Raw genomic sequence first — 14,990 nt, forward strand, 5'->3', positions numbered from 1 at the left:
ACATGACATGGCGATTCGCAAAAAATACGATGGTAGAAAGAACCAGGATAAAAACGCTAGGATCAAGTATTTGTTTGATATTAATAAATGTAAAGTCTGCCCTTTCCGCGAAGGGTGCTATCAGGAAGGTGCCAAAACCAAGTCCTATTCCATAACAATCAAGTCTACTGAGCATCTAGACCAGGAAGCATTTCAAGAAACGGAAAGATTTAAAACCCTGGCAAAAAACCGCTATAAAATTGAAGCAAAAAATAGTGAACTCAAGCATGGGCACGGTTTTGAAACAGCCAAATCCTCGGGTTTRTTTGGTATGGAAATTCAAGGAGCCACAACCATATTCGCTGTCAATCTCAAACGGATAATAAAACTTCTTAATGAAAAAGAATAGGAAATAGGCAGAGGTATAAGCAACTTTCCTTCGAATTTCGGTAGGAAGTTGCTTTTTTTGTCTTTTTTCATCCATAATGTCTTTTCCTTATTTATAAAATATAAAAAACGGAAGTTCTTCAGTGCCCTCCGCAAAGCGCCGAGGAGGATCCCCGAACCGCCCGCGGAAAGCGAAGCAGATTTCGCAAAAATCTAATCAACACAGCCTAATATATTAATAGATTGAATGTAGCATAATTACATTAATAAATCAGCAAATTTATTATCCAATATTTACAAAAACACCTACCCAAATTATACTTAATGATAAGTTTACTAAAAATTCGCAGAAAAAGAGGCCTAGATAATGAAACGGATTATTTCAGTTATTTTATTGGTAGTCGTTTTATTTATTTTATCGGAAACAAACCCCGGGCGCTCTGAGTATATTGAATTTATGACTCATGCAGCGATGGACCAATCTTCGAATGTACTAGAAAAGGGCATTCTATCATTGGCTGGCAACAAGGTCTTTGATATAGGAACCACACATACTGATTACATGCTATTCACAATCTACAAGACAGATTTCACAGAAATTGGAATGGGACAGGTTACTTGTATCGGAGTATTTAATCAATTCATTCCGATTTCAAAAAAAGAATAAAGCAATAGACCAAATGACTTCCATTTGGTCTTTTTTTAATTCTCATATGTTTTCATGTTTGAGGTTCCACTATAGATATATGGCATGAAATCTGGATCGTAATGAAACTTTACCGCAACCATCCGTGTCATCGTATCCGCTAGGCTGCCCCAATCTTCTTCTGGATGAGCATTTACGATCCTGCAAAGTCTGAGAATCCTTTCCTTTGGAAAATAATCAATATATTCTTGGATAAATTCTGAGAACTCATGAATATACAGCTTCATTCTAAGTGCAGAATCTAATACCGTAATCAGCGAGTCTATCCCAAAATCTCTAACCACTCCATCTCGATACACACTAAAATAGGAAATAACCTTTTTGGTAACAAGCATGCGGTTAATTTTTTGCACCTCAAGTGCATATTTCACAAAATCTTTATCATATGATGAAGGAATAAGCTGCTCTATTTCCAGCTCCATGTCCTTGCGGAGGGCAATTTCATTTAAAGCCTTGACACTGCAGTTTTTCAGCTGATCGTTGTCAATCAAATCACAGATTTCACGGAGCTTATCATAACCAGCAGCAACCTGTCCCTCCGAAACATCGGTCTTAGCACGATTACTGTCAGATTGAATTCCTGCCTTAATTCGTTTTAAATCATGAAAAAACAATTGTTTTAACTGGGTGTAATATTCACTTTTTATAAAAATAAGCATCAATACAAGATAGCAAATTGCGAAGACTAAACTAGCAATAAGAGAGTAATAGCGCATGGTAAGTGTGGGGGAAAAAATAATACCAGCACATACAAAAATGAGAATGAACATCGTTTCAGAAAATACACGGTTCTTTAGAATAGATCTGGCCAGAGATTCAACCCCCATATAAGTGCTCCCGCATACAGGACAACTTTCTTCCTTAATCACTGAATAGCGCTGACATTTCTTACACATTTTTAATTTTTGAAACCTAAATTCAGTCTTTTTTTTCTTTGGGAGCCGGGCAGCCTGTTTAGCCAATCTGATCACCTTCATTCAGGATCGTAACAAGGGTATCATCGATGTTTTCAAAGTCTCCGCTTTTCTTTTTATTTTTAAGCAGCTTAGTAAATTTCCAGAGCAGGATGACAACTAAAAAACTAATAAATAAGGCTAAATACATCCCTGCACCCCTTCCTATCTATAGTAGAAAAAAACTGAATACTAGTTCAAATATATTACGTTTCCGACAAAACCGTCATTATATCTATACTGCCTAGTGGGGGTTACAAATGATGAAAAAATACTTTAATAGTTTGATAATTATCCTATTCATATTTTGTAATATTAATACCTTACATGTACACGCCTCAAATTCCTCTAAAATCGAAGCGATGCTCGTGGTGGATGTCAGTAAATCCATGCTGACAAGCGATCCTTATCTCATCAGTAATGAAGCGATGAAAATGTTCGTCGATATGGCCTCAATAAATGGTGATAAGATTGGCGTAATCGCCTATGCTGACGAAGTGATTAGAGAAAGTGCTCTCGTTAAAATTGGGTCGGAACAGGATAAGAGTAACCTTAAGAGTTTTATTGATTCCCTCGCAAAATTTCCGAATACTGACATTTCCGTTGGGGTGAAAGAAGCGGTGAAGCAATTGGATATGGGCCATGAGGAAGTATATTCTCCACTGATTGTCCTCTTAGCGGATGGAAACAATGACCTTAATAAAGCAAAAGGTAAAACGTCAAAAGAGGCTGATGACGACCTTACCGAGGCAGTTGCTGCTGCTAAAGAAAAAGGCTATCCAATTTATACAATCGGCTTGAATGCTGACGGAAAACTCAATAAAAAGGTCCTCCAAAATATTGCGGAAGGTACCAACGGAGTGTTTTTTGAGACCTCAACTGCCGACGACTTACCAGTAATCATTAGTGAAATATTTGCCAGCCATCTAAAATTAAAGATTGTTCCCATTGGACAACTTACCGCCAATGGAGATTTCCAAGACATAAACATCCACGTTCCAAATCAAAATGTGATCGAAGCTAACATTTCTCTTATCTCAGATCAGCCCGTAGAGGTTAAATTACTCGATCCTTCTGGCAATGAGCAGATCATACCATCTGATCAGCTTCTACTTTCAAAATCAAAGTCCTACTCCATGATGAAATTAGTCAACCCTAAAGAAGGCGATTGGACTCTCAAGGTTAAAGGAGTCCCCGAGGATAAAATTGATATCAATCTCATTTTTAATTATGATTTGCAGCTTAAACTGGCGTCACTCTCTAACGAAAGCTATAAGACTGAAGACATCATTAAAATCACATCCTTCTTTGAAGATAACGGCCAGCATATTTCAAATATAGACCTATATGAATCAATGGAAGCAACGATGTTAGTGAAAAATTTAGACACAGGGAAAACAGAGGAATTCATGATGAGCACTACTGCAAATGGTTTTACCGCCGAATTCCAAATCGGTGAAGCATCGAATTATGAAGTGGTAGCAAAGGCTGAGGCTAATAGCTTTTTTCGTGAAACAGAACCACATAAGCTATCTGTCGAAAAAGCAACTATGCCAGCAGCAGCCAAAGTCAAACCGGTGACAACCCAAGAAGAAAGGAATGCAGTTTGGCCGTTAATAGCTGCCAGTGCTCTGATTCTGTTTATTGCCATTACCATCTATCTGATGGTCAAACGTCCTAAACGCGGCTTCACTGGTCAAATGATAGTGGAAATCAAGAACGAAGACACAGGTGAGCGTTCAAACCCGCAATATAAAAAACTCAAAACCTTTAAAGGAAAGCTGCGTCTGCATCAGCTACTATCGCTTGCACCTGAATTTTCAGAAACGGAACAAATTATTTTTAAGCCGATTGCTGGCGATACCTTGCTCATGACAAATGCCTCCGACTGCACGATTGAAAGAAGCGGCCGGGCAATTGATGCCAGAAAAGGCCAGCAAATTAAACGTAACGATCGCCTTAGGATTGTACTGAAAAAGGCCAACAAGTCCATATATATAGAATATATAAGCTAATTCAAAAAACGGAGCCTTCATATGCTCCGCTCCTCTAGGGGACTGCAGCTAGCCAATTAGAACAATTTGGGAGGGAAAATAAAATTGAAAGCATCGGTAAGAGAACATATCCAGCAGTTAGATGTTTCCTTAGGCGGAGGCATTATTTCTGAAAAAATCCGAGTCTCCACGATTGACAATCCTATGCTGGTTATTGGCTTAGGAGGTACAGGCATTGATGCCCTGCTTAGATTGAAGTATCAAGTGAACCGTCGTTTCAAGCTCCCGCAAGATCCATTATCAAAAAAGAAACGCGAAAAACCAAACAATATCGAATTCCTCGCATTTGAAACAAATGAATATGACCGTAATAAAAAATATAAAAACATTGGTTTAGATCCGAATAAAGAGTTTGTTTTGTTATCAAATCCGGAAATCGGGGGACTGCTCCAAAACCGTAGCACAATTGAACCCTATATTAAAGAATGGTTATCGCCTGAGCTTTTAATTACAGACGGCATTGGCGGTGCATCCGGTGTCCGTCAGGCTGGCCGTCTGCTGCTTTTTACGAAAATCAATCAAGTCGTTCAGACGATAGAAAGAAAAATTGATTCTGTCCTAGAAGGTACGGGAAAAAAGCTATACGTTTTTATCTTAACCGGCTTATCAGGCGGTACCGGCAGTGGCTGCTACCTTGACATTGCCTACATTACGAGGGGAATCATTGAGAGAAAGTATGGTTCAACTGGTGTAGATAAGGTTAGTATGCTCGGCTATTTATTTACACCTGATGTTAACCTTTCAAAGCGCGGACTTAGCTCCCATACCGTCGAATATATTGAAAAAAATGGCTATGCAGCATTAAAAGAGCTTGATTACTGGATGAATGTTGATGAGCGAAATGAGCGTTTCAAAATGAAATATGGCAGTTTACTGAACGTTAACTCACCCATGCCGCCGTTTAATCTTTGTCATTTAATTTCAGGAAAGAATCTCGAAGGTAAATGGCTCGAAAATGCCTATGATTACTGCATGAACGTTACCGCCGAAAATATTACTAACTTCATGGCTAATGAAGATAAAAAATCAGGCGAAGAATTTGCGATTCACGACTATATCAGCAACATCCGCACCAACATCGCCCAAATGCCAAAGCCATATGCCGTTAACTATCAATACAACATCATCGGTGCTAGCATGGCCGAAATTCCGTTAGAAGAAATGACCACCTATGTCGGACATAAGCTATTTGAAAAAATGAATAGGATGTTTGAATCAAATCCTGATCAAGCAGACATAGTGCAGTTTGCCGAAAGATTGCGGATTGATCTGGATTCAGTCCATCAGCGCTTTAATGAACGCGTACCAGAACCATTATCAGGATTTGAAAACAGCGACCGATTTTCCTATAACAATGTCATTAGGAACCCGGTTATTAATATTAATGAGGAATTGGACAGAGAATTTTTACTGAAAGCCAAGGAGCAATACCGGAAATGCAAGCGACAGCTGCCAGGAGAAATCGAAGAAGAATTCCGCCGCCACATGGAGCGTTTATTCTTGCATCCGAATAAAGGGCCGATTTACGCATCACGCTTAGTCTACTCTAATGACGGGTTTTGTTTATTAAAGTCTATTCAGCTATATATTGACGGACTTCGTGATCGTTTAGAACGGCTGCCAAGGGCGATTCAATCCGAAATGGACTACGCCAATAACAAGCTAGAGGAAGCCAGAAGTGCGTTTATTACAAAGGATCGTAAAAAGAATGCCTTTATTGAAGCAAAGCTGAACGAGTATGATGTCCGTGCGGAGAAAGCCCGGATAGAAGAAATGATTGAATTCTATGAAGATTTATTCCAGCTTTTGAATAACCAGAATACAAAGATCTATGAAGTTTATAAAGAAATCCTTGAAACGCTGAAAGGAATTTTCCAAAAAAATGCGGATATTCTCGTCAACGGAGAGGAAGTCAAACATGATTCAGCTGTCACCTATTATTGGCATTTAGTCAGTGTCCCAGATGTTGCTCGTGAAATTCAGCAAATGTTTGACTCCAAAGACGGTGAGCTACTCGTACGACAATGGTCCGAGATGCTCCTAGAAAAATCCGTTTACTGGATCAATGACAATGATGTGGATGTGGTTGGCACAGTTTCAACATTTTTAACCGACCAATTCGGACAACTGATTACGAAATCAATGGAAGATTTCCTCCGCTTAAAGTACGGTGATGACAAGCCGATTGACCAAATTATCGAGCAAGAGATTGCGGCACGTTTGGACCGTGATGCTCTACCTGTCTTCCATCTCGCAAATAGTAACGGCCAGCTTCATTTCCCGGAGTGGGGGTTTGTGTCTGTTCCAGTGAAAGCACCGAATATTTTTAATGGAATTAAAAACTTTGAAAAGCATGCGCTAAGTCATTCAAGATTCACGATTAAGGAAAGTGAACTGAAAAATCGAATTTTCTGGTTGAATACTAAAAATGGCGTTCCATTGTATGCCTATGCTCCTTTACACATTTATGAAAAATCTTATGAAAAGACCATTTTAGAAAAAGAGGGAATCGGCAGACATCTTGTTCAAACGGACAAGGAAAACTGGGTTTACCTCCCTTCCCCTATTCCGGAACAGTCATGGGGAGATACGTACCGTAATGAACGTGTGCATAAATACAACCGTGAAATTCGGGAGTTATTTGACCAAGCACAGAGCTTTGGCTGTATTGTCGAAAAAGACAGCGAACAGAATACTAGTGCCCGTTATCACTGTCTCTTTACCAGACCGCTGTCACTAGAGTTATTTTTTGAAAAGCATAAAGTTAATCCCAAAAAGTTAAGGAAAGCAACTCTAGGGAATATAAAACGCGTGCAGACAGAACTTAATAGCATGTTGGCTGGCGGAATGGAATCAGAGGATGCGAGTGACATATTCGGCAGTACCACACTGGAGCTGGCAAAGGAGAATTTCATCCGTTCACCCAAGCTAATTGAAAAAATCAAGCTGGAAGTGAAAAAGTATCATCTTCTTCAAGAAGAAATTAAGGTCATTCAGCAATTCATTGATACACAGAAAAACCTGGAAACAAGCCTCAACCAATTTATTGAAGCACTTTATACAAGGACCATCTGCAAGCGCGGTGCTTTGTACGTATACGATAAGGAAGTAGAGGAGGATGCTTGGGAGCCGTTAGTGAATGTAATGAAAACAACTGAATTCGTCGAATATGAACTATTTAAGTCATTTACAGCCCTTACGCCAAGACAGCTTAATCAGCTTCTACAAAAATCGGAGAAACGGAGCCAAGAACTGATCCAACAAGAAGGAACTAAGCAGCTGATTTTCGCTTTAGAAGAAATGGCCGCTAGCTATCAAAAAGAAAAGGAAAACCTAGATTACGATCACAAAGACCTGGCAAACGGCGAGGAACTGTATGAGTTCTATAAAGAAATGATGATGAAGGTAACAAACATGCTGCGACAATTGAAATCATAAAACAGAAGGGGCCGCTTGGCTTGGAGCTCGACCAGGATACAAAATGAAACGACCACATGCAGACAAGTGTGTGGTCTGGTCATATCTTTTCAACAGGGGAGGGAACTAGCTTGAGAGAATTATTACAAATCTACGCTGAGGCTTTTACAAAGCAGCTTGAAGAAATAACTCTTGAAGATTCAGAGCAGCGCAGTGTACATCATCCAGTTGTCTTTTTATTTCTAGGAGATCATGTTTGTGATGCCCTAGAATCTATTATTCATATAAATGAGGGAAAATGGCACAACAGCTCCGGAGTTGTTTACTTTCATGCCTATCAAACTAAGTCCTTGAGTCAAGAAAATGTTCTCTCCTTCAAGCTGCCAGAAGTGACAACTGAACGAAAGCTGCAAAGAAAGCTAATCTACGAAAGTTTTTATCAGGATGACACTCGACTGATTAAACTTAATCAAACCTTTCGCAGGCTATCTTCGAAAATAGCCGAATACGGCAAGGTTTATTCGTCATTACAAAAGCTGAACCTATGTGTTATCACAAGGATCGATGACCCGATGAATATTCTTATTCAAGAGTTTACTTTACTGCTAAAAAGCATTCTCCAAGAATCCTATAAATCGGTTGAAGTCGATTTGTATGGTTTATTGACTGAGATACAGGATGAATCAAACTTTGCCCTTTCAGCCGCACGCGGTAATAGCTTTTTAAAAGAACTCGATCTGTATCAGCAAGATGGATATTTCTTCAAGGAAGAACTGCAGCTAACCGAGGACTCATTAAGGCTTGCCGTTACACACTCCCACTCCCCACTATTCGATCTGGTTTATCTATTAAGCGACAAAAATGAAAATGGATTGCTCACAAGTGAGGCAAAAGAGCAAAACTATGAACTGATAAGTCATCTTAATCTCTTAAAAAATCGAAAAATGATAACCGATTATCATGAAAAAATGGACAGTTATAGTCATGCTGCATTTAGACTGGCCATTAAAGGTAACAGTTCACAACCAGTCTATTCTTCTGCGGGTTTCAGTAATGTAAAGCGTCCCAATAAAACCATTGCAATAAATACTGCCAGTCTTTTCTTTACAGAAGTAATTGAAAGATTAAAACAAACGAGTACTCAGCCCGTTGAAAAAATCCTTGAGCTGTTTGAGCTTAGTGAATATCACTTAGAAAAACAGATCCGTACTCTCCTTCCCTCTTCAGAAAAGCTTGTCGATATGAATGGACTAATAGGCACCGTCCATTCCTATCAGGAAATTAAACGATTGACCGTCAAGCAAGCAGAGGACTATTTATTTGAGAGTGGAGCTGAGCTGTTTTTCTATACAAATTTTGAAGAGCCGGTGCAGCTTGAGCTTAAGAATTTGAACATGACTGATCAGTTACGCAAACTAGTTAGTAAAAAAATCCTGAATCATGAACATTTTGGAATTTATTGTGCTTTCTTGTGGACCTCTGTTGATGTATTGCCAAGCGCAGCAACAGAAGTCAATAAAATGCTTCGGACCACAAGAAGTGATCTATTAGCAGCCGAAGCTAGACTCGAGCAGCAATATCAGCAGCAAGTGGATGATGGTGACTTTAAGAGATCACTCCTATTTGCTGATAAAAGAAATCTTAAAAGCTATCTGCATTACTTTTTTGAATCTGTTTACGGCACGAAATACGAAATGAACAGACTTAAAGTAAAGCTAGAGATTTTAAAGCAATATCAGCTAGTGCTTCAGGAAATCCATCAATCCTTATGCAAGAAGATTAACATAATAGATGAAGTGCAGTCTCTTTTAAAGCAGGCTGCCGCCGAAAGTCTTTATGATTCGGATGAATATTTAGACAAGAATATCCCTGAATATTATCAGACCGTTATCCATGATGTCACTGCCAGATTGCAGGAAAAACGCGGTGCAAACTTCTTCTCTGAAGAACGTTACTTTGGCAATCTGTCGTATTTGCTCGAGGAAGGTCCATATAAACTGCTGGAAAGATTGCTTCTCATTTGTGATCGTGAGGTGCTTAGTCAGGAAGAATTTCACCGCAGCTTTGAAGATGAGCTATTAGGAAGAGCCAATGTAAGAACGGGATACGATAACCATGACATCCTCTCGAGGGAAGCGTTGTTTAAGCAGCTATATCAGCGTCTGCGTGAAAACTCGGCAGTTCAAATTGAAGTCTATAACTATTCTCAAGTACACCGCCATGAGGAAAAATACTTTGTTGGTGACTTTTACAGCAAATTCATGACATACGCCTTAGAAAAAGAGAATGAAGCAAACCATTGTAAAGTAGGCTGTGCTCATGAAAAAAAGAGCACTGGAATTGAAAAACTTGCACTAATGGGCGGGTTTGAACTAAAGGACTTACTATACTACCAAAAAGCTGAACGTTATTATCAGGCATATTTAGAAAATGGCTATGAATTTCATGCAGAAACATGGAAGGTTAGGGGATAGAAACATGCCCGTTTGAAAATTTCCAAATGATAGGTTCAAAAGGATTAGGCAAAGAGGTGATTATAAATGTTTATGGAACCCCTTCCCTCCCCTGAATATGAAATCAGGGATATAACTTGTACAATCAGTAATTCAGAAATCCATTTAACTTGGTATTGGCCAAAGGAGGTTGACTTTGTCTTTCTATACAAGGCAGAAAGCGGAAGGCTTCGTCCGGCGGCTGAGCTTACAGCGGTAGACCTAAAGCTCTACACCCGCGAGGAATATAAAGCAAATCAAGGGTATATTGGCAGATTAGACACATTCGGGAAATTTGCCTATCAGATACTCCCCTGCCAAAAGCATGATGGAAAGCTTCGTGTTTTCAGTCAGAAAAATGAAAATAATCTCATATATATTGCCGGAAATAGAGCAAAGGTTTATTTTTCGATTACGTATAAAAATAAACTCTTCCAAAAGAAAAAGATGGTTAAAATGGCGATTATAACAGAATTACCGTTAGATAAAGAGCTATTATGCTATGTAAGAAAAAGGGATTCTGTACCCATCTCACTTGGAGACGGAACCTGGTTCCCGTATGTCCGCAATTTTCCAGTCGGTGAAACAAGCCTTCCTGAAATCGAAATTGACAAAAATGAGTATATTCGTATTTTTTTTAACGAGGGAAAGAAATCTGCAGAAATGTACGAGCTGATTCCTCTATAGGTGGGAGATGATACTGTGTTTGGTCTATTAAAGAGAATGTTTGAGAAAAAGGTACCTAAAGTAGAAAGATTGCCCTTTTACGATATTGTTTGTCCCTATTGCTTTTCAAAATTTCATCATGAGGCAGTTGTCTTTCGTGCAGCCCATCATCGTGATGACGATGAAACCTTAGCACTTCAAGAGGATGAGATACTGAATCAATACCGTGAAAAATTTGGCCTCTCGCCAATCGACGAACTAGAAGCGGTCATTGAGCTCTCGATGATCCCTGACGAAAATAAGCTCTATTCCAACAAGGTGCTTATGGGTGTCACTGATAAATATTCCGTTGTAACTAAGAACCGTCTTTGCCCTGAATGCCATAACGACCTTCCCATTACAGCTGGTAAACATCCCAGCAATATTGTTTCAATCGTGGGAGCGACGTCAGTTGGGAAGTCAGTATACATGACTTCATTAATTTATACCTTACAAAGAAAAACGGCTAATAATTTTGATGCTGCCTGTATTCCGCTCGATAATACGATCAGTAGAAGATTTCGCCAGGAATATGAAATTCCATTGTTTGAGAATGGCAGTCTTCTAGAATCGACACGAACAACGAGAAGACAAGAACCATTTATTTTTCAATTTGTCTTTAAAAATGAAGAGCAACCTCCACTGACATTAGTTTTCTTTGATGTTGCTGGTGAAGGAATGACGGATAAGGAGTATATTAAACTTCACGCCTCTCATATTAAGAACTCTGCAGGGATTTTATTCCTAGTTGACCCCATGCAAATCCGTACCATCCGTGAAAAACTCATTTTTCAAATGGGTGAAAATCCAGGAAAAATTGTCGGTGAAGCAGATGAGCCTCGCGAGGTGATTATTTCTTTATTTGGCGATTTTATTGCCCATCAGGAAACTAATAAAACCAGCATTCCTACTGCCGTTGTCTTGACAAAGAGCGACCTGTTACATGCCCTGAAGGCGGAAGATGGTGAGTATATTCGCCATAACAGCAATGTTTTCCGCAATGTTAGCCACCGGGATTATCTAAATCTTGATGAATACGAAAATATAAATGGCGAAATCCGGCGGTTTCTTGAAAAAGTCGACATCGCCTTTGTGAATGCACTCGATGCTTATTTTAAGGACACCTCCTTTTTTTCCGTATCAGCGCTTGGCAGTAATCCCGTTGACCAGCAGGTTAGTGGAATAATCAGTCCCATTCGTGTGGATGAACCATTCATCTGGCTCTTATACAAGCTTGGCTTTATCGAGGGGAGACAAGAGCAGTGAAAATACAACAGCAAATCTATACTCGAGAACGAGGCGGGATCTTCCATGCGACAGACGGATATGACACGATTGCGATATCAACTGGTCTTGCTCAATCCTATGTGAAAAAATATTTGCACCCTATCTGTATCTATCATTCTCCTAAAACACTTATAAAGCACGGCGAAAGGGACAGAACACTATATCCCGAAGCCTTAACGATTATCCAGCCTGAATCAGGAGAGTTAATAATCGGCCAGGCCGAGTTTGTTCCCGCTGATTTTACCGGTCAGCGGAGCACCTTTTTCATGCATAACTATGTAATTCCGAAGTCTGGTAAGGAACAATTTATTAAATGTCCTGCTAAGTTACTTGGTGTAAGTGATTTTAAAACAGGTTATGACATTCAACTAGGACCCGTTCTTCCTGAGGTAGATGAGATTAATCATGATGGTATGGGGTTCAACGCACGGATGGACGAGCTCCTTTTAGAGCTGGCCATTACAGAAACGATTTTTAAACAGCTGCTATTTGCTTTGATGAACTCGATTTCTGGAAAGAAAAAGATTTTTATTGCATTGAATACACCATTAAAGGATTATTCGAAACAGGCTAAAAAGCTTTTAGCCTTGCTTGTTAGCTATCTCCCCTACACTTACCGTAAAAAGCTCGGTGCCCTGACTTTCACAAGTGAACCTGAGGGTAAAAAATATATTCATGTTATGTTTTTTGAACCCGGTACGATTAACGATCATGACCGTGCAATGGAAAAGCAGTATATCTTTGATTTCACGACGGGCAGTATAACGGGGGTTGACCTTTTTGGGATTCAGCATGAATATTTGGAACTAGCATGGCAATATGCTTCCGCTTCCGAGACTCTAGATGATTTTTTTGAGTTTGCTGAGAGAATCCTATCGGGCCTCTCGGAAGCAGTGAAGCTCGAACTAGCTAGTTACTACCACTTAACCACGTTGTATCAAACGCTGACAAAGAGCGACATGTCCTTTTATAAAAAAAATAAACCAGGCTTCCTTAACAGTTTACTGAAGTTTTTGCAGGCAGATAAAGATCAGAAAACAGATTTAGTTGAGCTGTTTATTCAACTTTCACCAAAGTCGAAATTCGATATAGAATCGGCGACAATCGTAGATTCTTTAAGGGCGGTTCTTGAGTTCAACAAACTGGAGCCTCATGAAGAAACGCTTTTCTTTATACATGAAATCCTTTCACAAACCGAGGATGAAGCTTTTTTCCATCAACTATGGAGTGTCATGGAAGCGGACAAGGTTTTATATCCCTCCGTCCTTCAATTTCTCAGTAACAGCCTAGATCACGAATGTCTATTGGCTAGGCATCTGGATGAAAAGTTTAGGCCAGTTACACAAATGGAAGACCTTTTAGCTGCGTTAAAAAAGCTGATGGCGACTGTACCAGGGCTAGTAAAAAATGAACACTTTCGGACGCTTATGCTCAAAAAGTCGTCAAAGGCTGTTCATGATGCACCTGATCCTTTTATCCCTGTTCAAAGGGTTATAGACTTGGAAGTCAGCGATCACCATACTGAATTTAAAGATTTGATGATGGTCTGCTCAGAGAAAGCCTTGCTTGACCGAATTGACTTGGATACGATTACCCTTCAAGATCTTAGAACATTCGCCAGGTTAAATACTGGCAAGCTCAATGTTAAGAGGGTGATTCAGGAGGAGGTTTCTAATAAGCACTTGATTCTGATCGTGCTAAATGACCTTTTCAGTACCCCAACCTTTCCCGCGGACTTATATCTGAAGCCGTCAATCGATCAGAATCGTGAACAGCTTAGAGAGGTTATGAAAAAAGTGCTTTCCAAGGATATATCTAAGCAGTACTTTGAGCATATTCTATTCGCGTTCGATGATAACCAAGGCGGAATTCACTACTCACAGCTTTTCAACTATTTAAGTAAACATGCAGATGACCAGATAATGTTGGCATTTATTAACTGGAACTTAAAGAATGGCAGTCCAGATTTTGATTATCATCGTTCACTCAAAAATTATCTTATTTATAACACTAACTCTATTTGGAAAAAAAAGGCCGTCCGTAAAGAGTTACTGAACACGCCAAATTACAGCCTCAAAAAAATTCTCAAGGACGTCCAAAATGAAACCGCTAGCGGGATTGTTAAATTTATAAAAAAGTATGGCAGCCATCGCTCATGAAGGCTGGGGCTTGTTGTACTAGAGCTTTAACAAAAGCATCCAAGCTGGATGCTTTTTTTGTATAGCAAAGAGAAAATTTCACATAATTTCCATTAATTCGTCAAAAAATTCGTTTTTCAAAAAAATTCTACAAATACTTCTTGATTTCGACAATTCTTTAACTCTATTATATTCATTGTAGGAATTTTTTTCCTAGGTGGAATTTTCAATTAAGTTTTTACTCAAATAATCTAGCATAGGATGGTAACCTTAATGGTATTTGACGGTATTATCTTCTCGTTACTCGTGGGTTTTTTCCGAAAGGGCAATTTACGTGCCTTCTCACAGCTTAAGTTAAAGTGGGGCTGGGTTTTCCCTTTATTATTAGTTGTTCAATTGGTTGTTTTCACGTATCAAAACGACTATGAAATTCTTGCATTAGCTAGTAATTATATATTCATAGCAGTCTATATAATTGGATTACTGTTCCTTTTTCTCAACCGTGATCACCCCGGATTTACCATTATATTAATTGGTGTTTTCCTGAATTTTATTGTAATGGCGGCCAATGGTGGGCGGATGCCAGTATCCTTGAATGCGGCCTCTATATTGGAACCTGGATATCTAGATATCCTTAAAGAACAGCTATATGCTAAACATGCCGCATTAACGGAAGCCACTAGGCTCGGGTTTCTTGGTGATATTATCCCTATTACCGATCCATACCCAAGGACTCAAATTATTAGTATTGGTGATATCATCATGAATATTGGTGTTTTCATCTTTATCCAGCATCTAATGCTTCAACACTCTAATGGAAAGAAGCGGCTTCTCTCCTTGAAAGGAGGTGAAACGAGATGAAACAACAAAAA

Annotated in this window: 11 protein-coding genes; 9 read left to right on the forward strand and 2 right to left on the reverse strand. The window is 39.2% G+C overall.

All coding sequences use genetic code 11. From position 1 onward, the window contains the following. Positions 1 to 388, forward strand: a 388-nt coding sequence (locus BTR25_RS23285) for a transposase (protein ID WP_175596871.1), incomplete at its 5' end; no start/stop codon positions are given. Positions 389 to 733: 345 nt separating this feature from the next. Further along, on the forward strand, positions 734 to 1,033 hold the full coding sequence (locus tag BTR25_RS23290) for a DUF4359 domain-containing protein (RefSeq protein ID WP_075690383.1): 300 nt from the start codon (positions 734 to 736) through the stop codon (positions 1,031 to 1,033). A 35-nt stretch (positions 1,034 to 1,068) separates the two neighbouring features. Here BTR25_RS23290 and BTR25_RS23295 read toward each other — a convergent pair whose 3' ends face one another. Both BTR25_RS23295 and BTR25_RS27865 read right to left on the reverse strand, forming a co-directional pair. Continuing rightward, positions 1,069 to 1,899: a hypothetical protein gene (locus BTR25_RS23295; RefSeq protein WP_139311318.1), complete on the reverse strand. Its 831-nt coding sequence runs from the start codon at positions 1,897 to 1,899 to the stop codon at positions 1,069 to 1,071. 127 nt (positions 1,900 to 2,026) lie between these two features. Beyond that, positions 2,027 to 2,176 (reverse strand): hypothetical protein, encoded by a 150-nt coding sequence (locus BTR25_RS27865; RefSeq protein ID WP_175596872.1) that lies wholly within the window; start codon positions 2,174 to 2,176, stop codon positions 2,027 to 2,029. 109 nt (positions 2,177 to 2,285) lie between these two features. Here BTR25_RS27865 and BTR25_RS23300 point away from each other — a divergent pair, with 109 nt between their 5' ends. The 7 genes from BTR25_RS23300 (at position 2,286) to BTR25_RS23330 (ending at position 14,979) form a co-directional block, all read left to right on the forward strand. Beyond that, positions 2,286 to 4,040 carry a vWA domain-containing protein gene (locus tag BTR25_RS23300; RefSeq protein WP_075690385.1) on the forward strand — a complete coding sequence of 585 codons (1,755 nt, stop codon included), beginning with the start codon at positions 2,286 to 2,288 and terminating at the stop codon, positions 4,038 to 4,040. Positions 4,041 to 4,124: 84 nt separating this feature from the next. Further along, positions 4,125 to 7,517 carry a tubulin-like doman-containing protein gene (locus tag BTR25_RS23305; RefSeq protein ID WP_075690386.1) on the forward strand — a complete coding sequence of 1,131 codons (3,393 nt, stop codon included), beginning with the start codon at positions 4,125 to 4,127 and terminating at the stop codon, positions 7,515 to 7,517. Between the two features lie 110 nt (positions 7,518 to 7,627). Next, a complete protein-coding gene (locus tag BTR25_RS23310; protein WP_075690387.1) occupies positions 7,628 to 9,970 on the forward strand; it encodes an FtsZ/tubulin family protein in 2,343 nt (780 codons plus the stop codon). 66 nt (positions 9,971 to 10,036) lie between these two features. Continuing rightward, positions 10,037 to 10,675 (forward strand): hypothetical protein, encoded by a 639-nt coding sequence (locus BTR25_RS23315; RefSeq protein WP_083652528.1) that lies wholly within the window; start codon positions 10,037 to 10,039, stop codon positions 10,673 to 10,675. 15 nt (positions 10,676 to 10,690) lie between these two features. After that, positions 10,691 to 11,959 carry a TRAFAC clade GTPase domain-containing protein gene (locus BTR25_RS23320; RefSeq protein WP_175596873.1) on the forward strand — a complete coding sequence of 423 codons (1,269 nt, stop codon included), beginning with the start codon at positions 10,691 to 10,693 and terminating at the stop codon, positions 11,957 to 11,959. Beyond that, a complete protein-coding gene (locus BTR25_RS23325) occupies positions 11,956 to 14,139 on the forward strand; it encodes a GAP1-N2 domain-containing protein (protein WP_075690388.1) in 2,184 nt (727 codons plus the stop codon). Before BTR25_RS23320 ends, BTR25_RS23325 begins: the two co-directional genes overlap by 4 nt. A gap of 252 nt (positions 14,140 to 14,391) precedes the next feature. Then, positions 14,392 to 14,979 (forward strand): DUF5317 domain-containing protein, encoded by a 588-nt coding sequence (locus tag BTR25_RS23330; protein WP_075690389.1) that lies wholly within the window; start codon positions 14,392 to 14,394, stop codon positions 14,977 to 14,979. The last annotated feature ends 11 nt before the right edge of the window (positions 14,980 to 14,990 follow it).

The organism is Bacillus sp. MRMR6 (assembly GCF_001940785.1).
Classification (GTDB): domain Bacteria; phylum Bacillota; class Bacilli; order Bacillales; family Cytobacillaceae; genus Neobacillus.